The sequence below is a fragment of the Flavihumibacter petaseus NBRC 106054 genome (assembly GCF_000974785.1).
In the GTDB taxonomy this organism is placed as follows: domain Bacteria; phylum Bacteroidota; class Bacteroidia; order Chitinophagales; family Chitinophagaceae; genus Flavihumibacter; species Flavihumibacter petaseus.
Genome location: NZ_BBWV01000003.1, coordinates 148,436 through 171,950, shown reverse-complemented (window position 1 = coordinate 171,950; position 23,515 = coordinate 148,436). Strand labels below are relative to the sequence as shown.

9 protein-coding genes are annotated in these 23,515 nt (G+C 47.7%); 3 read left to right on the top strand and 6 right to left on the bottom strand.

Translation table 11 applies throughout. The features are described 5' to 3' along the window. The first annotated feature begins 9 nt into the window (after positions 1-9). Together FPE01S_RS16035 and FPE01S_RS16030 are read left to right on the top strand one after the other, a co-directional pair. On the top strand, positions 10-1,230 hold the full coding sequence (locus FPE01S_RS16035; protein ID WP_046370078.1) for a pYEATS domain-containing protein: 1,221 nt from the start codon (positions 10-12) through the stop codon (positions 1,228-1,230). A gap of 1 nt (position 1,231) precedes the next feature. Beyond that, positions 1,232-1,876, top strand: coding sequence for a hypothetical protein (locus FPE01S_RS16030; RefSeq protein ID WP_046370077.1), 645 nt, complete (start codon positions 1,232-1,234; stop codon positions 1,874-1,876). A 109-nt stretch (positions 1,877-1,985) separates the two neighbouring features. Here the strand turns inward: FPE01S_RS16030 and FPE01S_RS16025 are convergent, their stop codons facing one another. The 6 genes from FPE01S_RS16025 to FPE01S_RS16000 all read right to left on the bottom strand — a co-directional run bounded on the left by FPE01S_RS16025 (position 1,986) and on the right by FPE01S_RS16000 (position 21,920). Further along, positions 1,986-3,197, bottom strand: coding sequence for a DUF8696 domain-containing protein (locus tag FPE01S_RS16025; RefSeq protein WP_157474062.1), 1,212 nt, complete (start codon positions 3,195-3,197; stop codon positions 1,986-1,988). A 338-nt stretch (positions 3,198-3,535) separates the two neighbouring features. Further along, entirely contained in the window at positions 3,536-3,955 is a 420-nt protein-coding gene (locus FPE01S_RS16020) for a hypothetical protein (protein ID WP_046370075.1), read from the bottom strand. A 4-nt stretch (positions 3,956-3,959) separates the two neighbouring features. Further along, positions 3,960-11,603, bottom strand: a complete 7,644-nt coding sequence (locus FPE01S_RS16015; protein ID WP_046370074.1) for an RHS repeat-associated core domain-containing protein — start codon at positions 11,601-11,603, stop codon at positions 3,960-3,962. A gap of 15 nt (positions 11,604-11,618) precedes the next feature. After that, positions 11,619-18,470, bottom strand: a complete 6,852-nt coding sequence (locus FPE01S_RS16010; RefSeq protein WP_046370073.1) for a hypothetical protein — start codon at positions 18,468-18,470, stop codon at positions 11,619-11,621. Positions 18,471-18,489: 19 nt separating this feature from the next. Beyond that, entirely contained in the window at positions 18,490-19,560 is a 1,071-nt protein-coding gene (locus FPE01S_RS16005; RefSeq protein WP_046370072.1) for a hypothetical protein, read from the bottom strand. 2 nt (positions 19,561-19,562) lie between these two features. Continuing rightward, positions 19,563-21,920 (bottom strand): hypothetical protein, encoded by a 2,358-nt coding sequence (locus FPE01S_RS16000; protein WP_046370071.1) that lies wholly within the window; start codon positions 21,918-21,920, stop codon positions 19,563-19,565. Positions 21,921-22,598: 678 nt separating this feature from the next. Between FPE01S_RS16000 and FPE01S_RS15995 the strand changes: the two genes are divergently transcribed. Continuing rightward, positions 22,599-23,498 (top strand): S8 family serine peptidase, encoded by a 900-nt coding sequence (locus FPE01S_RS15995; protein ID WP_046370070.1) that lies wholly within the window; start codon positions 22,599-22,601, stop codon positions 23,496-23,498. Positions 23,499-23,515 lie beyond the last annotated feature (17 nt).

Here is a 23,515-nt window from a genome sequence, read left to right as displayed (position 1 = left end):
CCCAAAACGATGAGCTTCAAATTCACAAAATCTTCCGATGACCTCAAACGTGAAAAAGAAGAATCAAAAATAGACGAGACCTTATATGGTCTGTTTGTGTTTCTCAACGCGGTAATTATTCTACTGGTATTGCTCATCCTGTTTGCTTTCTGGGCAAAATACTCTTTCAACCAGGCACTTACTGCTATAGCTGGATTGCTAATGATAAGCGGTGCCTATTTATTAGGAGGCGCCATTGTTGGATTTCTATTCGCTATCCCCAGAAGTGGAACTTTTCGGTACAAACCCGGAAATGAAAACCCAAACTCCTGGTATGATGACAATACCAACCTGGAAGAAATATCGGATTGGCTGACCAAAATAATAGTGGGCATAACTTTAGTTCAATTTGATAAAATTCAGTACCTGCTGGACGTATCCGCACGCAGTATAGCAGCATCATTTTTATTACAGGATTGTAAATCAGGTTGCGCCTACTATTCATGGGCTTATGGTCTCATTATTTTCTTTGTTGCCATTGGGTTTGTCATCAGCTATTTATGGACCAGGATAAACTTCGCTTTGATTCTAACTGTAAGCCGAAAGAGATTAAGTGAAATTACCACATTTGAAAAGAAAAAAGAACAGCTCGAGAATGCTGTAGAGCAGAAAGAGGCGCTCCTGGAAAAGAAGCAAACTCAACTGGAGCAAATAAAAGGACAGGAAACAGCGCTTACCAATACAATTTCCTCAATTGCCTCTCAAAATGCAGTTCAAATGGATGCAGATGTTGTGGATATTGACCAGCTTGATGAAAAAACAGCTTTGGGCGAAGGAGCTACACCTGAGTTTACTAAAATGGTAGCAGAAAAACTGGCTGCCAAACCAGTAACCGTATCCGATGACATGCAAAAAAACCGGTGGGGAGGCAAAGTAGAAAATGGCGGCAAAAAGATTGAAGCAACAGTTACTGCGAGCAAACTATATGTTAAGTTCTTCGATATCAGGATTCGGGTTTACGCAGATGAGAATAGTCCAACGCTTAAAGGATGGGTGGCATTTTTTGTTCACGATAGCCTTGGCTTTAAAAATGATACGGTGTACGCAAAAGTGAACGAAAAAGGCATTGCCGAGATTCCCCTGGTTGCTTATGAAGCTTTTACTGCAGGTGCATTGACTGAAGATGGAACGGAGTTGGAAATAGATTTAAATGAGCAACCCGGCTATCCTGATGACTTCTACTGGGAATAACATGACCGACCGTTTTATAATGGAAAGTTTCTGGCAACATCCGGAAGCATACAATTGTGCTGTTGTTGCAGTGATTAAGACGGCCATCCTGCAATATGGTATCGGTAAAATATTTTCTCTAAGGAAGACCAACAAAAACTATTTAGTCAGGTTACGCAACGGAGAAAGCCTGAACCTTACAACACTGGAAGTCGACCAACTTTATAAAGGCTGTTCATTTGTCTATAGTCGGTATACATCGGGGAATAAACAAAAAGACCTGAAACGACTGAAAAAATACGTCAAAATTTGCTACGCTATTATGGTTAAGTATCTGCATGAAATCGGATTCAGAGACCAACACTTCAAAATATCAAAAGCAAAAAAACTACTGCAGTTCGGGTTTGGCAAAAAACATCCTTTTAATACCGACCATTTGTACTTATTTCTAGGTCTGACAAGAAATGACGAAATAACGGACTTCAAAAAAAAGCACTTACCCTATATCAGGACCGCGAAAGCATTGATCTTATATAGTCCGACGCATGTTGTAGCGGTATCGAACGGGTATTATGATGACTACGGAACGCCAACCAAGTTGAAAAACGATAAGGTCCCGAAATTAGGTAAGGCGAAAGCCGAGTGGTGGTATGAGTTGAAAGCATAATATTGCCTGCGACCGTGGAAAAGAGAAGGACAAGCTGATCGAGGCGTTGTATGCCCAAATCGGCAAGCCGAGGTCCGGGCAATCGACATCAACTACATTCCAATGCCGATTAATTCACGGTAACCACAGTACTGGTTGTAACAATCGTCTGTCCGCTGCAGGTTACCTTACGCTGGTAGTACGTCGTTTTGGTTATACCACTGCTGAAGGTCAGGTTCTGTGACACAGCACCGCTGATGTTCGAAAAGTAAATATTGTCCGTCGAACTCATCCATTGGTATGTATAACTACTGCCACAGGTACCCCCCGTGGGCAATGACGCCACGATGGTGGCCGGCGTAGCGCCGGAAGCGATCGTCTGGCTGCCGCTGGTGATACAGCCACCATTGAATGGTGGAATGGCCACTGTGACCGTCGCTCCATTGGTCGTATACAACACTGTTGCACCGCAACTGGATTTCCGTTTGAAATAAGTAGTTATAGTCAGGTTACCCGGCTGGTAGTTCTGGCTGGTCGCTCCGGATATGTCGGTATAGGTTGTCCCGTTGGTAGATTGCTGCCACTGGTAGCTGGCAGTCCCCCCGGTTGCTGCGCTGGCCAGGATTTGCGCCGGACTCGCATTGTAGGCAATGCTTTGGGTGGGATTGCTGATGGTTCCACCGCCGGTGATGGCTGTTACTGTAACTGTCGCGGTATTGGTCGTATAGGCTACTTCATCAAAATAGGTGGAGGCATCCTCAGAAGATTCCTCCATTATACCGGTGTTAGGCCCATTAGGTTGTTCATTGTGATGCTGATCTGCTGATGTAAACAATTCTCCTGGTAAAAGACTTTCGATTTTACAGGAGGTGCAACCGCAGGTCACCATCCTCCGGAAATAAGTAGTTGCGCTCAGGGCGGGCGGTTGATAGTTTTGGGTGGTTGCACCGGCAATATCTGTAAACGTTACGTTGTCGGACGATTGCTGCCATTGGTAACCGTAGGTGGGTGAACAAATACCGCCGGTAGCCACCGATGCCAGGATCTGTGCGGGAATGTTGCCACAACTGATGGATTGCGTCGGGTTACTGATGGTACCACCGGCCAATGCCGATGTAGTAACTGTAACCGTTTTGGAAGCAAGTAACGCCCCTGACGGATCATAAGCCCTGATAATTGAGCTGGTACAGCCTATAACATTGAAGCGCACGTCAATTCCCTCAGCATATAGGTTTACTATAGTACCGCAGGAAATCGTCCAATAATCAGCGAGGGTGCCATCTCCGCAGACCAGTTCATAGTTGTAGAGCGTACTTCCGTAACTCGCTGAGTTGGGACCCACTATTGAGCATCCAGGAGGGACGAGCAGCGCTGTTGCTGTCGCTGCTTTGGTTGTTGCGGTTGAACTGCTATTGCTAGCAGGTCGCTTCTTTGTTTTGTCGACGTAGTATTTTTTTAGTGCTGTTGTATCACTTTGACAATAACTACTCATTAATATTCCGGAAAGCATCAAAAAAATAGTTATTAAGATAAATCTTATCAACATCATATCAATTTTCCGATTCATAAATTAAGTGTGGTATTCTGGTTGTAGGCTGTTGAAATCAGTTTTGTTAACCGCGGCAACTTACATATCAAATATCGTTGCTACTTAACACTCCACAGTCTAAATAACTAGTATCAATCACCGATAAATAAAGTAGGATCAATGCGTTTTGCTAATTCATATTCCTCTAATACAAACGTTCCATAAGTATCACCCTTTTTTGTTAACTTCTTTCTTTCAACCACAAACAATCTTTGAACTATCTCACCGTAACCCTGAATTGTGAATTTAATTTCCAGAATATCGCCATTCTCTAGTTCCACGAAAAAGACTTGCCCGTTAGTATGCCTAATTTCCTTTACACTAAGTCCGCTCTTGTCCTTGATGTCGATTGAATATTTTAACTCCCCGTATTCCCCTATATCAGCTATTTGTTCGAAGAAAATAAAATAAAACTCATCACCACTGAAAAGCAGGTTTTTTTGCCCAGGCTGACCTAAAAACAGCAAGGACAATTCACCTTCATTATTTGTTTTGTATAATATTCTGTTCATATTACTATTCTTTACCCGAAGGAACCCAACCGCTTGTTTCCAATTTCTCATAAATAGTTTCAGTAACCTTCTCACCAGACCAGTAACCGATTGCTCCTCCAATTATTGCTCCTGGAATCGCTCCCCAACCACCAAACCAGGCACCAACGGCTGCACCACCTTCAGCTCCCAATGTAGCCCCAGCCCATCCTCCTGCTTTACGAGTAATCGTTTTAGAAATATTCTGTGTAGTTGCAATTTCATAAATATCCGTCGCTACACCAACGACGATTAAGGTTTTGCCCGCGTATTTAAGACCGTTCAACCCTTTAGCTAAGACACCTGCAGCTTTTCCTTTAAAACCCCACAGCTGCACCTTACCTTTTAAAGCAGCATCACTAAAAGCAAATGTTCCTTCAGATTCCAAAAAATAAGAAGGTTGCTTCAAATTATCCATGAACTGCCCAAGTAAGTTGTATTTAGTACCATAAAACCTTCTTCGAAAGGCGTTATATTTATTACTACTCAGCGCACTTTTTGCCTCGTCCAGTGAGTTGAAACTTCCAAATTCCTGTGTTAAAGATTTAAATGCTTGTTGTTCGATTTCGGCAACTTTAGAATTAGTAATTACATAAGCGCCTTTTGTATCAACACCTTTAACCTTAATTTCTACATTTTTTTCTTGATCAAAAGGAACTCCTGTTCCTGTAGCTGAACTCTTTGGGCTAAACCAACTATAGTTTGAATACGTACCGTTTTCAGTGGCATTGAAACCCTTTTTAATTATGGATTCTGCATTTTCAGGAGTAGTAACGTGATATAAATTTGTTGTCGTAGGGGCTCCATTTGATGATCCACCTTCTAGTCCATCTATATCAATATTCTGAATGGGATTATCTGAACTAAACTGAAATGGCGTCAACATCGGATACTTCTCAGAAATAGGATCTACACTTAAAAAGCGCCCTATTCTCGGATCATAGATCCGCATGCCATAGTCCTGTTGATTACCAATACCCTTTACATCATTATCATTTTCCTTTCCATTAAAACCATACTTATATAAATCGGCATTATATGTTCTTCCTGGCATCAACATGCCAAACGGATAGCAATCCTGCGCAGTTACCACGTTCGCCGTATAGAAATCCAGGTTGCCGTCGGTAGCTGCATCCACAGGGGTGCGCTTATCCGTTATCGTCACCAAGACATTCCCCAGGTGATTGCTTAGCTCAAAGACCTTCTCACTGCGTGAGAAGACGCTTACTTTGGCAGGATTGTATCCGGAAGCCAGGGCAACAGCTGTTGGCGCTACTGTCAACTCATTCAAGATCCCCAGCCGGCTGCTGCCGTACAAGTCAACTTCTGTTTGCTTTATCGCTGTTGACGCTGTCTTTTCATATACCGCCAACACATTGCCACTGGCATCCCGTACATATAAGGTCGTTTTGCCTGATGCTGTTTTGGTGATCCGGTTGCCTGTAGCATCATAGGTATAAGTAATAATATTCCCGCCTTTGTTGATCGTGGCAATTTTGCCATACACCGTCCAGGTCACCGCCATATTGCTTTCCGAGGAATCCATTACCAGGTTACCCGTCGAATCATACAGGTAATTATTGGTCTTCGCCTGGTGATTGATATCCTCCGTATAATTGCTGGTATAGCCCGAGTTGTCCCTGATCTGCCTGAGTTGATTCGTTCCACTCCAATACACATAAGAGAGACTATCCATGAGCAATGGCTTGCCGATTTCGGGGGCACCTCTGCGGTTGTAGTAAACTATATTCCCGTTTGGATCATATTTTACTACCTCCTTATAATCATTAAGCGGTTCCGGCGTCCAGGTATTGGTTGCGGGAGTCAGCCCTTTGTAAGTTTGCATTCCCACCAGCCGGTTCAACTGGTCATAGCTGTAGCGGTACATTAAGGGAAGCGAATTGGTATTCGCCGGTACGCCCCGCGTGAGCCCCGCATTGTTCACCGTCATGGCACTGATATTCCCATTGTACAATGAAACGAAACTGTGACCTGCATCCACCCGTGCAAAATTGCTGGCCGTTCCGATGGGCAGGTAGTCCACCCAGGTGTTGCCGTTTTCCACGCCATCGTAATAATGTAACGCAAAACCGAAGATATCCCGGGCAGTGTTCACGTTCGATGACCCGGACTTTCCATCCTTGCCGACATCATAAGTACCATCGGAGACCGTAGTGCTGTTCACTCCTTTCAGCCAACCCTGCAGGGTATACGCGTAGTCCAGCCCCTGCACTTTTAATTGCCCCAGTTCTGTCCGGGCGAGCGGGCCGTGTTTAAAGTAATTGTAACGGGCATCCTCCTCCCAATACACTTTGTCGCGGCTCGTCTCCACCCTGGTCAGGCGGTTCTCCGCATCATAGGAATAGCGGTGATAGAAGGCATCATCCAGGTCCGGCTGATACTGCACGGTATTCACCTTCCCGCTGACCAGGTCATATTCATAGACCACTTTCTTAAACCGATCCGTGGTACCGGTTTCCGCCACACCGTTATAGTCCTGCAACAGGGTATCCACATTGCCATGAACATCGTACGTGTAGAAGGTGCCCGTATAATGCAATGGATCCGTGGCCAGGTTCATCGTGGTCGCGTAGCTCACGCGCCCACGGAGATTGCGCTGGGTGAGTTTGGCGCCATACAGGATCCCCTGCGGGTATTGGGCGCTGTAGCCATAAGGCAGGTCATACACCGTTTGGGTGATCTGTTCACGCACTCCGCCAGTCGTCAGTACCCAGTCTTTCAGCGCCGTGGTATCCTGGCTGATGGTTTGGGTCATGACCGTGGTCTGGGGCTTCTGCCCTACTTCTGTAATGCGTCCAAAAACATCATAGAGTGTGTAGGAATATTCTGCATCCAACGCCTGCTGCGCGTTCTGGCTCACGGCCAGCCTGCCCAGCCGGTCATACCAGAATTTGGATTTTTTGGCATCCGGGCTATTCTGCTGAACAGGTGCATTGAGACTATTGTACCGGTAGTTGGTAACCAATAAATGGGTGCGCGGTACAGAAGTTCCCGCAGCCCGGGCTGTTTTGACGCTGTTCAGGAAGGTTGCACCAAAATCCGGACGCACACCTGCAGGCGGAACTGTTTTCACCAGGTTTCCGGCCATGTCATAGTAATACAGGGTATAATGATATTCCTTCACCGTATCGCTGACCGCAAAGGTCTCAATGTTTTTTGCCGACATACATTTATCCCGGTACAGGGAATCAAAGCGGGCCAGGAGGAGATCCTTTCTCGCCTGGTAGATCCCCTGCCCGGCAAACACTGCCGTATTGTAAGTTTTCTCGCAGGCGCTGTCCAGCACAAATAAACCGGTTGTATCCGTAAGTGGTTTTACGGGACGGCAGATGACGCTCTGGTGCAGGGCTGAATTGCTGGCATAGTTGGCCAGGTTACAGGTTGCTGCAGTGGCAGCTTTGGAATATTCGATCCAGCTGTACTGGTAACCAGTACGGTAATTCACAAACTGCTCGAAAAGGATATTGTTGCGCAGGGTAGCGGGTGTAAGATTGGTGCCAGCAAAATCGGGACCGCTATCATAGGGTGCAGGATAAATCGCCTTAAATTCTGTTACCAGCGCACTGATCTGTGCACAGTCGAAACATTTCGACGCAGTCATACTGCCACACTTGAGAAAATCCGGGAAGGGTTGCGGGGCGGACAAAGCAAAACTTGATCCGGTGGTCGTACAAACCCGCTTCACGCAATCTTTGTAACAGGTTCCGGATATATTAACCAGTGCGCAATCACAGGTAAGTACTTCTGCGCAGCTGATGGGCGTGCGGATGATGGAATCGATACAAGCTGTAGTGCTGAGTTTGGAACAGTTCAGCACCATGGCCGAATACAACGCTGTGGTAAGGGTATCACCGTAAGCAGTACTGAGGTACTGGTTCATACTGGTCAGCACGTTAGGATCTTTTCCGGCTGCCGTAGCTTCAGCTTTCAGTTGTGCAAACCGGTTGCAGTTACAGGTATCTACTATCGTTACCTGGTCTGCAATGAAAGCCGTGCCTTTTCCATAGGGCTTAGGAAACTCCATCACAAAAGGGTTGCAGAGCGAGTCGATGGAAATGCTGTTCGCCGCAAAGACTGCATTGATCACTTCCTCGAAGCTTCGCGGTGAACCATCTACCGGCGTAGTGGGTGCTACGTTGGAAGAACCATAAGGGTTGGCCGCATCGCTGCCCTTGATACATACAGCTTTCATACCGTCGGTAATGGAGGTAATGATGGCATCCTTATTGGGCTTTGCCGCCAGCACCGCGCAACGCTCCAGGGCTTTTTTCCACTGATCTATATAACTGGCGCACCGGCTGGCATATACGTCCTGGGGTGTTGAGCCGCCGGGAAGACCCGCGAGATTGGGGGCACCGCCGGTAGTAGCAGGATACCAGTTCCAGTCAGCGCCTGCCTGTTGCGCCAGCTGTTTGTTGCTCAGCGGGAACTGGAGAATATATTTTTCGTCCACCAGTGTTTGTGCGTCCGTCAGTGGATTGTTTGAATTGATATACGCTATCAGGCTGCTGTCTCTTTCATTGCCGTACAAGGTTTTAAATGTCGCCCAAATCTGGTCTTTTTCGGCGGTGGTCAGGTCGTTATATGGAGGGATTTTCGGTGCGCCCAAATAACAGGCTTTCTGGTGGTCGGGAGAAATGATGTCCTTGCATTTTACATTCCCGTAAGCCATCTGCCATATACTAAGTCCGCCGGAAAGATCAGTTCCTACTTTGGTAGCCATGATCGTTTTGTCTGCAGCCGGCACTTTGCTGTACAAGGGGTCGGTGATGTTCGCGGCACTGGTGAAAATATAGCCCTTTGCTGTCGCATCAGCATACGTGGTTACCCGGTTAAAATTGGTCATCCAGTTGTAACTCGCTGCAAGATTGGCTTCTGCAAACAACAGTTTGTCATATTCGGGATGGTAAGGCAACAGCTGTTCCGCCCATGAGCTGGTAAACATTGCTTCAAATTCTGCCTTCGTCGTAACATTCAGTTTAGCATTGAGGTTGGCTGGATCCGGGTGGATGACAGGATCGATAATCATGTCATCTGTGCGGTAATAATCCACCACCTTGTTGCCATTCTTAGGCTTCTTGTAAAACGGCTGTGTGGCCGGTGTATAGGTAGAGAAAATATTGTACTTGTTGTAAAGGTTAATGGCATTGGTGCCTACAGGAACAAAGTCCCGCGCATACTGCCCCGAATAGGGCATCATATCGGCCAGCATCATCAGCCGCTTGATTTCGAGGTCATGCGAAAGGGTGTCGCACATCCGGCTGCAGGCAAGACTATCCGCTTTATAGTTGTACTTGATGCTGGAATCCATTTGCGGTGTAACTGCTGGATTTCCGATCGAATTCAGGTATTTGGTTTTGTAAACACCCAGTGTTCCCAGGGAATCAAGACAGGTTTTACAGGTAACCACGGGAGGTGCTGTGGCACAACCAGACGCTACCTTCATCACTGCATGCAGGGAATCAATGACCTGCTGCTCTGTTTTACCAATGGCTTTGGTCAAATACTCCTCCCGGTACTTCTGCAGGGAAGCCTCACTCAGGGTGAGTGATTTGCGAACAATATAGGAACCAGGCTCCAGGGTCACAGCAAACTGGGCAATATTGGAGACTGTGCCGGTCGTGTCATTCTCGAATTGCTTGATGGCGGTGGCGCAATTGTCGTCAGCAGTAGGATTGATATTGTTGTACTTTTTAACGATGGGTGGAGTATCCCCTGACTCATCCGTTATGGATATTTCAAGGTTATACATGCAGTCGTAACAAACGGCTGTACCTACCGTCAGCTGCAGGCTCTGCGGATTGAGTTCGTACCGGAAATTGTACAATCCCCTGGCTGGCACCAACAGTGTATTGATCGCTTCGATGCTGTTGTTCTTCACCAGGTTCGTGCTGCCGGACAACAGGTTCTGCGTAACATACCGGCCGGCCTGGTTCGGATAACTGGTGGCATTCAGATCCAATGCTGCCAGGTTCGCGGGACTTTCGCCCGCCAGCGCAGTAGCAATCGTTCTGCCGTGCATGTCCACATAGCTGATACTCATCTGGCCGTTGGCATCGCGCACCATGTTCTTAAAATAGTGGCTGTAAATACCGACTTCGGTACCGAATAGTCCATCGAGCATTTCCTGGGATGCAGAGCCATAATAATATTTGGTTTCATGTCCCTTGCCCATCTGGAAGGCAGCTCCCACACCGCTTTTTGCCATTACCCTCCCGGTGCCATCCGGGGTATACCGGGTATAGGTATACGGAAACCCTTCGGCTTTAGGGATGGTATTGTTGGACCCGGTAGCCAATTCCGGGTTGAGTGCACTGTAGTATTTCGCGGCTCCCCTGGTAGTATCCATGGGTGTGGTCAGGCTGTTCGGGGTAGCAATCGGCTGGAGGTCAAAAAACTTCCCCGGATCCTCGGCCAGCGTCAATTGCCCGCTGAAAAAGTTCAGGTCATTGGTATACTTGATGGTTGTGCCGGTTCCCGGTACCGGTAACACCTGCACCGCAGGCCTTCCCTGCCCGTCATAGAGGGTCTCGCCGGAAACTACCGTATTGGTTACGTTGTCTTTGGTTACCGTTTGCCGGCTGCGTAAAGAACCATCATAATATTGCATCACCGCTTTGCGCTTTCCTTCCTCCGCAAATGTGATCGTAGACTGCCAGTTGAGGGTGCTGTCATGGCCGTTAAAGGCCTGTGAGCGCACCCAGGACCAGGGACCATCCGTCCTGGTTCCTGAAGTCCGTTGGTTGACTGGCCTTACCCGGAAAAACAATTTTCCCTTACCGCCATACAAAAGCGGAATCTTATAACTGTTCCGGTTATACGGAAGGTCGATGCGCGTGGCATTCAGCTTGAACAACAGGTTGGAATCGAGTGATCCTCCCGAATAGTAATTGGTAATCAGTTCGTCTTCCACCCAGCTCCACTCCAACTGTGCTGCATTATGTCCCGTACCGGCCTGCCAGGTCCAGGCAACATCCATTTCATCTGCGCCGGCTGCCGGCGCGGTATGCGTAAACGTCGCAGGCTTCAGCGTGGCCAGGTTGGTGGACAGTTTGTAATACCGGGTCACCCGCATTTCATTTTCCACGTAAATCAGGTTCCGCACATCAATGGTTCCGGATAAATTGGAAGGCACTTCCACCAGGGTAATTTTTACATAGGCGGCGCCATCAAAATGAAAATAGTTCCGGGCATTGTACTTTAATCCTTCCGCTTTGGTATAGGTAACGGTCAACGTCTGCGAACTGATGGTATTGACGGAGGAGGCGTTGGGGCCATACTCGATCTTCACCTTCACCACAGCAGTGAAATCGGCAGGAATCACCAGGGGTGTTTCTTCCTTGATGCCCAGGGTAATGATGTTTTTGATCGTTTTGCTGCTTTCCGTGCCGGCAGCAAAAGTGATGGCAGCAGTGTTATTGAGCAGCAGGCCGGTCGATCCGGATGTGCCCGTTAACCGCATCACCACCGGATCATCTTTGATGCCTTCGTCTCCCCCGGCCATTGACGGAGAAGAGATCATACTGCCCAGCAGCAGCAGCGCTGCTGCAATGCCCCTGAAGCGATTTGCTCTTTGAAAGGAAGTCAGGCGATTTATTATAGAAAACATGGTTATCATTTTACTTTAGGGCTGAATCTGATTAACTTTTCTTTGCTTGAAGCTCCGGGTCTCGTTGATCGTTTTCACGCCTTCCGCCGTTTCCGCCTTGGTCCGGATCAGGGTTCCTTCTTCATCATATTCATAATAGCGGCCATAGTTGTTTTCATCCAGCTCCCCTACCAGCCGAAGCGTTATGGGATCGTAGACATAGCTTTTCATATTGGCATTAAAGGGATGCAGGCGGATATCATCAAAGTAGAGCGGCCGGTTGTTTGAATTGACGAAGTCCATGGTCATTTGTGTCGCCGCAGGAGGTGGTACAAAATAGCCTTCGTACCGCTGCCAACCCTCGATGATGGCGCCGGACGGATATAAGGTATCCCGCTGGCTGCTGCCGGTGTAGGACAGGATCACTTTGTTTTTGACATAGCCGGTATCGGAACAGGAGACACCACCGATGGGACTGGCACAATCTTCCCGCACCCAGGCACTGAACACCATCCGCTTACCAACGGGCACACTGAATACCGGGTTGATCATCGAATCGGTCGCTGCCACCGGGATGGTGGAAATACATCCATTTTGCGTGGTAAGTGATTTGTACCGGGTAAACGGCGTTTGCAACTGGAAAACCACATTATGTGAAACCTGGCTGCAGTTGTTCGGCGGCGGATTAACATTGCCGCAGGTAAACATCGACGTCAGGTTCAGGGTTATCTGGTAAGTGCCTTTACACAAATAGACGGTTCTGCTTGTATTGTCCGACCCGCCACTACAGCCTGTATTAGGATAAGTCCAGAAACAATTTTTTGCATAGAAGATCATCCCGGTAGGCCCTTCTCCTGACAACGCACTTACTGTACAGGTAGCCGTTACATCATCCGTATGATCAGTACCGCCAAAATTGAAACCAAACGGATAGTTACCACTGGCAGGTACGTCCATATAAAAGGTATAGTCGATATTGAACCGGTGATACTTGCCATAGGAGGTATTGGAATCCAGGGGATGTGCCTCGAAATTGAGTAAGGTATTGGTTGACGCAAAAACAAAATCTGTGGAATTGGAAAGAGAATTGGCCGGTTGCCAGGACTTGTTGCCCACGTTTTGTCCTGTCTGGTACAGCGATTTAACCGTATCCTTTTTACTATAGTCAAAGGAGAAATCAGTCAGGATGGGCACGTTCACTTTTACCTGTTTCGAAGCCGTACTGCTGGCAGCTACCGACAGTACGTAGTTGCCTGAATGCGCTTTGAACGGCTGAAGGTCGGTGTTGACGATTGACGAATTCGACAGGTTGCGCAGGTCCAGTTGGGGCTGTGCGCAGGTATTGTACAGAGCATTGTTGATGGTTTCTTCGTAATCAAGATCTTCAAATCCTTCGTACACGGTTTCATTGGAACGGGCGTTGGTGGTGATTGCCACCGGCAGGGTGCGCTTAAATCCGTACTGCGCGGCGGTATAGATGTTCAGCGCGTCTCTTGTTTCCACTTCAAGCCCCTTTGCATTGACACGGGTCACTTCGGTATTCCAGACCCATTGGGTGTTGGCGAGGTCAGGCACCAGGTTATTCGACGCATTGAAATCCCAATACAGTTTAAAATTTTCCAGGAATCCGTTGGCAGGCAGATTGGTTATCACCAGCGGGTCTTTTTCCAGGCGGCTGCCATAGAACAGCAAAGCCCTTCTTGCAGCGAAATCACCCAGCAATCCTTTTTTATAGGGATTGATATGCTTTTCGAGGTAACCACTGCAATCGATTATTTCGGATGATGTACAAGTGCTTGAATTAAAAAGCAGGCTGCGTTTCTGAATAACACCATCATCGGCCTGCCATTTTTCGCGGTATTCAGTAGCCGATGCACTGATCACCTTGTGCGTGGAGGGTATGGACAGTTCTCTCACCGGGCCAACTACCACCACTGGATCGGTCATGCTTACCACACTGGCAGCGGAAGTTCCCAACAGATTTCTTTTCCCACTGCGCACAATGCGGACCGTTGCGCCACTCCTGGAAAGAAAGGCACCTGCGGAATCCATAATTATAAAATCAGTAGTCGTATTGGTGAGGCCAGAGGAGTTCTTGTTCTTGTCTACGGCCCAAACCAGCCTGTTCGTCATCGGAACAGCAGGCTTGTTGCAATTCGCCGGAATCGTTCCAGGATTCACAAGGTAGAGTTCATCACCACTTTCCAGGTCGCCTGCCGGTACATTGCCACTGGTGATCTTTCCATCCAGGAAAATGACATTGGAATAAACAGCGTCAATATTTTTATACGCCAGACCCATGCCGCTGTATGCCCAATAGGCGGGATAGTTGATGTTGTATACCGGCTTATCGAACTCGTTGTTCGTCCTGGTAACCACCACTTCACCCGTCTCCGCATCATACACAAGATTCCTGGTAGATACCTGGCTGCCTTTATCGATTACCACTATACTGTCCAGCACACCATGGTACTCCACAGTCTTGGTGGTGGTCACCGCCCGGTAATTGGTTTCGCTGACTCCATTTACTTTCCAGATAAATGGCAGCCAGAAAGAAACAGGTCCGAACACAAACCAGTCGAGCTGACCCTGAACCTCCAGGCTTGACGTTTTTACTGCGAATTCACGGGTATCGGTCATCAATTCTACATCTATGCCCATGTTGCCCGCTTCCACCAAACCTCCCTGTGCCGCATATACAAAATCAAATTTGTCATTCAATCCCCTTGCGCCTGTATTCCGATAAAAATTTTCGGTATAGTTGATCCGGGTTGCGGTATCATTTTCTGCATAGGAGGATTGCGACTTCATTTTACCGTGCATGTCATTCGTTTCCACCAGGAAACCCTGTGACAGGGCACGGCTGTCGAAAGCATATTTAAAGAAGAAATTGGTCATGGAGTTTTTGTGCTCCTGTTTATCAGAAGCGGCATCCAGGGTGGTGTGGCTGTAGTAAACCGGGAAATCTTTGGCAGTATAGAATTCAGTTACCTGCCTGCCGATGCCTGAACGGGATTTTTTGGTCACGTCGGCGGTCGCCTTCTTTAAAGCCGTTACCGTGACCTTGCTGTAACCTACTACAGCAGCAGGAAAGAAAGCATCCAGCACCGGCATCTCAATGGCGCCATAGGACGCTGGTCCCAGTGGAAGGGTATTGGTTACCTGTACAATGGTTTGAAAAGGATTTTCCTCTCCCCCGATGGAAGGCTCATAGGAAGCCACACCACTGCTGATCTTACGGGTTACGCCATTCAGGGTTTCCGTCGTCGTATAATCATAGACCTGCCCATATTGCGCCGAATCCTGTGCAGACATCAGGTGCCAGTTATCTTTGAGGATCACCGACTTTACGCGATAGCCACCGCCATATTTGACACCGTCCGGGTCATTCAGGCGCACAAAGCTTTTGGTGGTGTTGATTGTTTGCGCCTTGCCAACCTTACGCAGGTAATTCACCGGGTCTTTAAACGCACTGGTGAGCGCTGTACGCATACCGTCGAGCACCTTGGCGGTTTTTTCCAGGCTGTTTCCTTCCGATACATCATAACCGGGAAACGCCTGTCCAGGCAGGCGCTGCCGCAAATACTCCAATGCTGCCAGGGACAATGGCGAGAGGCCGTCCATCTGGTTCAGCTTCACCCAGATCCGCGTGGCATCAAATACACCGTAGTCGGCGATGGTTGCATAACATGGAATAAACTCCGGACCTTTCTCCATGTTTACGGAGAGTTTGAACGCCAGCTGCTGAATTCCCAGCAAATATTTTTGAAGCACTTCCGCTTTAGTGGTGCAGGCCTCCGGCACTTTGATGAATACATAATCATGGTCCGTTGTAATACCAAGGCCATTTACTGTATACAAATTACTGGTAATGGTCGTTGCATCTTTTCCCAGACCCGCGATCTCCATCATGTCTGTCGCGCGGCGATTCTGAACAAACGCGTAATCATCACTTTCATAGGAAACTTCCAGTTGAGCCCCTGATGGCAGGAGGATCTTCTTCAGGTTCCAGGCTGCTGCGTTACTGTCGATGGCGGCTTTTTGCGTTTTATCCTGGATGGCATAAGGATAGTCAGCATTTTTCAGTCCCGCAGGGTTCATGGACTTGGGCTTGTAATTTCCCCAGCGATCAGAAGCGTTGAAAGCGTAGGCAGGATTGGTACCTGTGCTGCCGTAAGAAAATACATATTTGTTCTTGCTGCCGCGGTCCTTTCCGTTGTAGGTAAAATAAATGCTGTCCAGTGTCAGTTTGCCACCGGAAGCATTATCCGGCGTACCGGAGCAAAGCGAATAGCTGTAGGCAAACCACACGGTCTTGATCGGCTTTGCCGATGAAAGGCCGTTCTTCTTCAGGTCTGCCTTATTGTAGAGGTCAATTTTTTTCAGGCGTTTCAAAGAAAGGTCTGCAGTATTGACACCTGCTACGGGGCTGGTTGCCCCCTTGCCGTCATTGCGGTCTTCCAGTGTAAATATGGCTACCATCGACTTGGACTCAATGGAATGGACATACCAGGATTCCCTGATGCCATAAGAAATGATGCCCTTATCATCTTTGGTTTCGGTGCGGTTGCCGGCATTGAAGTTGGCTGTCGGAGTAGTACCGGTGGTGTGCGGACTTCTCCAGGCATGCTCCGCCCATTGTGCACCTTGCTTTGTACGTGAGTAGTTGAATTTAACTGCTGTACCCAGGTCATCCTCTGTGATGCCGTCGCCTGTAATATCGATGTAGTCGGGAGACAGGAGACCCGTCAGCAGGAAGGAATGCGCATAGGCCGGTGTTTCCGTGATCTGGATCAGTCCTTCCTTACCGTTAGCCGTTTTGACATTCAGGGTATCGGCAGCATTGAAAGTCACTTTGTCGTCTGCGATTTCTGTATTGTCAACAGAAAAACTGAAATCCCGTTGCGCGATATTATAGACCGGGATGCCATAGACGTAGCGCCGGCCGTTCGCCTCTGTTACACTGATCTGGGAGATATGGTGCTTTTTCCGGTAGTCGCTCACCCGGGAAATATTGTCAAACTGAAAGTTTTTGGCGGCGGACATACCAGTCAGGTAACTCCTGATCGATGTATCCAGTCCGATCAGGGTCGCTTCCTCTGCAGTCAGGTAACTGGTGACCTGCGTCCGTTTTTTCCGTTCAGTAACGGGGAGTGTAGAGAGCAGGCTGGTTGCCGTTAATTGTTTACTGTCCTTTGAAAACTGTTCGAGGTAGGGTTCGATCGTGGGATTGGTGGTCGATGTCCCTAAACGGAAACGCACCAGGTTTGTACCACCGATATAGTCGAACTGATTCTTGTTCAACACACTTGTTTCACCGGGATTTCGGAAGTATACATTTTCATCAATACCTTTCGCGTCACTGAAGCCAATGAGATTTTTCAGCTTATTGCCCCTGATCCATTCACCAATTACCGATGGTGTTTTAATGATATTGAAATTGCCGCCATAATGACCAGGGATACCGATGTCACCCCCCGCGCTCAGGCTCTTATCTTTTGATTTGGTAAGGTTATCCCGCACAGTTCCCAGGTCATCGCGGTAAGGCCGGATCGTTCCGCCGGTTCCTTCACCCTGGATGGAATACACATCATAGCTGAATTGGGGCGCAGAGATAATGGGTGTATTGTTGGTTACCTCGTTATCGTTGAAACGGGTGAAATCCATTACGGCATTCGGGTCAGATGCTGCCTTTTGATAATAGAGGTAACCTACCATTGGTTTGGTTTGCACTTCATCTTCAGGAGCGATCTCGGATTTTTGCTGGTAGGCTTCTACTTCTGCGGAAGCGTAAATTCCCCACATGGCACCTCCCAGTTGAAAATGTCCGGCATAAGCTTCATTGGTAATGGGAAGTCTGATGGAAGGAATATAGCTGGGCTTGTTGAAGCTAATTGAGGTTGAACGCAAAGAAGCGCCGGCAGAAGTGCCTTTTTGAAGCAGGTAGTAATCATCCTGATACTTCGAATTGGACATATTAAAACTCGCCTGCTCGGCAATCTGAAGTTGTTTGATGCCAGTGCGGGAATTGTAACTGGTGCTGAGGCCGATACCTACTGACAATCCCTTGGCATTGGCGAAAGACTGAGATGTCAGCGATACATTGGGAGATAAAGAAAGACCATCTCTTGAACTAACCGTAGCGCTCAGTCCGGCCCCGACTCCCATAGCTGATTTTTCCCCAACCGTCTTCTTTGCTATTGAAAGATTAACGCCGCCTTTTGTGCTAAGTTCCAGGGCAGGTCCCAGGTAGCTATTGTTCGAAATTCCAACTGACCCGCCAAACGAAATACCAGCCATGTTTTTGACACCTCCCATTTCAAAGTCTCCCGCAAGGCTCACCCCCCACGTGGTGTTGGGCTTCATTTTTTGCCGCTGTACCATCAGGTCTTCGCCATTAAAGTCGTCTGGCACGCCCCGCATGTTCCGGTTGATGTTCCCCGGATTGATGTTCCAGCCTAGTCCAACCCAGCTGGCTTCCTGTTCCATCGAAATACCGCCGTTATAAAAAATATTGACGGGATAGCCACCAACGTCCAGCAAGGGAATGTTATAACTGAAGTCCCCGGTAAAGAGGTTCACCATATTGTCCGTTCCTACAGATTTGAACGAACTCATTTCAGGTTGTGAGGGTCCACCGATAGCACTGCTGTCAGGATGCCTTTTAACCAGGCGGTTTGTACCCGCAGCAGCGGGTGTTTTGAAAGCGGGCGCAGGTGAAGGCTTTTGATCACGGGGCTTATTGCTGGCAGTAAAGCGGTAAGGTTTGCTGGCGGAAACAGGCAAAACATGTTTGTTGCCCATGGCGGGTACAAACGAGTAACTAAACAGGATCAGCATAAAGCTGGCGATATGCCTGGGGTACCTGGACGCAAGTATTTGAATCATACGATAAGGCTGTTGGAATTTATTTGATGCTGAAAGCGATGGAATGATGGTTGTTTTTCAGATCGGTGATTTCCAGTTGATAGGTCTCCCCTTTCTGGTATTTGTTGCCTAACCGCAACTTCAAAAAATTATCACCGTAGATCACACGCAGTTTACGTTCTTCAACGATAGCACCGTTTCTGCCTGTAAAGCGGATAACCGCTTCAAACGCCGGGTCAAAGGAATAATACTTGAGATAGAGGTTGCTTTCGTTGAGATAGTTGATACCACTGGCAGCTGTTTTACCAGTCAGCACAATGTAGGCGGCGTTGACAGTATCTGCTTTTGCCGTATCAGTGGGCAAACTGAATGTGAAGGCTTCTGTTGTGGCTGCATAGTTGACACCATTTTTTGCGGTCACCTGCCATACATAGGTTTTACCGGCCTCCAGCTGGCTATAGCTGGCGGGGTAATTGTCAGTCGTTACCCTGAGCATGCCCCGCACATACAACGGCGCATTATAAAGGATGGCTTCCGGGGCGGATTGCCCGGGCAGCACTTCGGCGACGGAAAGATCATAGCTCAGGTCGTCAAACATGGTCACCGGTGTCGGAGGCATCCATGTAAACTGGGGATATGCTGTGGTGATCACCGATTTGTCAGCCGGGCTGGTTAACAACGGTGGACTCAGGGGAATAATATTGAGCCGCACACATTCTTCGGCCAGCACGGGATGTTCCTTGGAGTCGATCGAATTAACCTGGTAACAGGCGATATAGGAGCCCAGCGGCAGAAGGGTGTTGTTAAATGCCATCGAGCCATAATTGTATTGTACAGGTTGAACGTCTTGCACTGAAAGGAGTTTCATTCCTTTATTCAGCAGGAAGCTCCTGGTTGTGGCTGACAATACCGGTTGTCCGGATACTGCATCCTGCAGGGATAACGATATACTGACTGTCTCGGCAGCATTCCCATTGTTCACCAGCGCCAGGTTCCACAACTGGTCTTTGGTCACCATCCCCGCTGCCGGCAGCTGGATGCTGACCGTCACTTGTGCTTCAGCCATCAGCGGCAGCGCCAGCAGGCAATAAAAAATGAGTTTCTTGATCATGGTTAAAAAAATTTAGTCCAGGTAACCCTTCCCATCTCTACAGGAAAAAGGGTTTGGTATATCGTTGGTAAATAAGATTTATCGTATTGAAACTGGAGCATACCAATCGCTTTGAGGGTAAGCGTCAACTGGCCCCTCCCCCCCCAGTACCCGGCACCCTCCAGGATTTTATTGTATTTGGCGCCAGCCCCTACCCGTATAGTTTGTAACACTGTCCAGTCTCCGGATAATTCCATCGTGTTGTATTGCATCTGCTCCTGGTCGGTAAACATGTACAAGCCCTGCAATTGCAGTTTGGGGAGGATCACCGATTGAGCAGCCATATAGTTGGTGCCGCTATAGGCGATGAAGCCGGTATCTGTGCCTTTGGAAGCATAACGGTTATACAAAAGCGAAGACAACATGCGGACGGAACCGGCTTTATATTGATGCATCAGCGAAGCATTCATCACATAGTAAGCATTCTCCCGGATCCTGTCTTTGTCGATGATATACAATTGGGAACCAGGATAGTATCCTACTGAAAGCACCGGGTATTTTGGTACCCTTATAGTAACCTGGAAGCTTTTGAATACTGTACTGGTCTTAAATGTTTTTTCGGTAAAGGGATTGGTGAAATCATTCCTGCGCAGGGAGGCTACGATGCCGATCCTGTTTTTAAAAAGCGATTGGTCAGCTTTAATCATCCAGGCTGTCTGATCGGTGTTGTAGGAGAATAAGCTGAAGGACTGGAAATGCTCGCCGCTTTTCCTGAAAAACCCGCTCAGTCGCGTATCAGTGGGTTGGATGACCGTCTGCCCCTTAAGACTGATGGCCAGGTTAGACTGATCAGAGAAATTCACCAGGCTGTTCAAACCATTGTTTTCCTTAAACGAACCGCTCATGGGGATGGTCGTTTTAGCCACTTCAACAGAAGCACCGGTATTGTTGTCTTTCTTCAGGATAGCTTCCAGTGCATACCCCATTACATTCACATAGTTGTTGACGGAATCAGACACCACACTGCCATAGGAATATTTCCGACCGCTGAATACAGAGAATATAAGTGCCTTCCTGTCGATGTCACCCACACCAAACCTGACCATGGCGAGTTGTTGCCCGTTCTGCCGGGTATTTTTATTGAAAAAGTCGCGGAAGCCATAGTCAATCTTACCCACGGCCACAGCAGCATAAATATTCTTGTTGTATTCGATATGCCCACCGGTCAGGGCCACATTCCACGCCGTCAGTTCGGAATAATTGATCATTGTACGGCCGACACCAATTGATTTTATATTCGTCAGGAATTTTTTAAAGCCTGTACTTTCATCAGGCAGCTCATTGCTTTCGCCGATTTGATTTAATTCCTGCAAACTCTTTGCTTTATTTACCTGTTGGCGAAGTTTTGATAACCTGCTGCCGACACTATGCTGAAGACTGTCATATTTGCCCTGCAGCTGACGGACAGCGGCTTCCAGGCTATCGATGGTTTGCTGCCGGCGGTTCGCTTCCCGTTGAATCTGCTGCAATTTTTCATTGTCTGTCAGGGCAGCTTTTCCTTTGTTGAGCACTATCCTGTCAAAACCATCCAGCCCGGATGGTAGCGACAAATCAGCCAATTGAGTTTCAGCGGAACCTTTGTCCAGCCGGAACAATTCCATTTCCCGGTCTTTAATGACCTGCTGGTTGGGATCCGGTGATTTAAACTTCTTCTTTAATGCGTTGATTTTATCGGCCTGGTCCCGGATCTGCTGTTGCAGTTGATCCAGATCAGGTAATGCCATCAACTTCCTGGAGGCTTTTTCCAGCAACGCCTGCTTTGCATGGTTCAGATAAGTACTTTGATCGAACTGTGCGCCCACATCAAAAAAATTGGTGAACCAGGGTGAGTTGCTAAGGCGAAGGGCGGTATTGAGCCGGATCGGATACTGGTCCCGGACGGTGATTGTCAGGTTGGTCCGGACAGTATGCTGTTGATAGTCTTTTTGGGAATAGGGCGTATCGATGAAAGAACGGTAGAGAAAATCGTATTGAACATTTCCATGTATGGAGATCGGCAGCGGCTTCCCGGGTGTGGTCTGCCTTTGGGCAACCTGGACAACTTTATCCCCGGTTTTAAAGTGAATGGGGGATGGCGCCTTGCAAATAGTGTTATTGCTCCAGATGGTGTCGAGAACCGGCACCACGCGAACGTGTTTCGGGATTGATTTTTCCTGGCAAAAAGCCTGCGTACCGGCGAATACGACTACAAGGATGACAATAACGATTTTCCGGAAGTGGTCGATAAGGTTTGCAGCAGAATCTTTCCTGTCGGAAAGCCGGGGGGCATATCCATATAGGCATGGCACCAGGGTACACACCAGGATAAGGTTTCTGCGCATAAACAGGTTTGTTGGTCTGGTTGTTTTTGGGTAGCAACAACCGGAAACAAATGAAATAACAGAACCCGAAATTTGCAACCCGTATTAATACGGATTGACTTTTTGTAGTTTTTTCCTTATGAGGCAGCGGATTCAATTTTCGGGTACACCAGATCGTAATACAGGCTCGTATTGGTTTTCCGTTGATTTCTGACGGCTAAAATCCCGATCCTGGAAACCTCTTATATTAATTAAATAAATATTTGTTACAACAGTATTTTTACGGGAAAGTGTTTCAAGGGCAATAAATTTTTTACTGAAAATCCTTCAGAATCGAACGAATAACTGGTATTCTATTGCCTCCTTTTTGCTGCTCAGAAATATGCGGTGCCAATTCCATCCGGTCAGTCAAACTTGTGTTCTTTACCTGCGCTTTGCCGGAAAGATTTCACGACAGTAAGTCGCCCCCCGGACTTGCTTCATAGCAGTTGGTTCACACCCTCGTTTAATAGTCTTTCTTATCATAAATAACAACGGGAAAAATCCCGTTGTATGTTAATACTATTCTTACTAGTTTACGTGACACATTTACATCCCTCCCCAGTTAATACAACAAATCTGTACACTTTTTTAATGAAGTTAATCTAAGCCCTTAATGGGCGAGCGTGCATTTCCTGTCTATCGGTTAAAACACGTTAAGTGGATAATGGATATCAAGAAAGGAAGAACGAACTGCGGAACTACGCCTTACCAAATGACATTGAATCGCTTCCAGGCGCAGCTCAAAGTCGTGTGGCACTCATTGATGGTATGCCTGATCTGTCGCATGAATGCTTTACCGGTGCCAGGATCATTGTGGATAGCTCATTAATCAGTGAACCTGATGTGGCGAGCCAGTTTCATGGAACGGCAGTTGCGTCTATGCTGACTGGTAATGTTGGAGATTCCCTGGGCCTATGCAAGGACTCCACCTTGATTTGCATCCCTGTGCTCGACCGCATGTGGGCAAATAATTTGCTGGGCGTCAAAGACCTGGACTTCCGGCTTTCCAATGCCATTATGCTGGCGGTGAAGCAAGAAGTACAGGTTATCCAGATGAGTCTTGATTTCAATCCTGATTATACCGGTGGCTTCTGCTTTCTCATCCGTGCAATGCAATGTGCTGCAGAAAATGGTATTCGGATTATAGTATCGACTGGTAATGGTAGAAGGATCGGGTATAATAAAGTTTTGGCCACACCGGGAGTGGTACCCGTATGCTCAAATAACCAGGACCAAATGAATTTGATCACTACCAACCTGGGGAACACCGTAGGATTGCGGGGGTTTCAGGCGCCTGGTTTTAACATACCAGTCGCTGTACCGTCGAATGAATATACGCTTGAAAGTGGCAGTAGTTATGCTGCTGCATTTGTTACAGCAGGATACCTGGTGACCAGGCAATATTTGCATATGGAGGCGGATCACGCCTGGGATGTCATTTACGAAAGCCACTCCATCGCAGCGGGAAGACGCAGCATAGTACCCCCGTGCTTCAATATAAAACATGTACAAACATTTCTGCGTAACAATAAAAAATGCTTTTCGTTAAAAAACTAATATAAACTTATAAACCT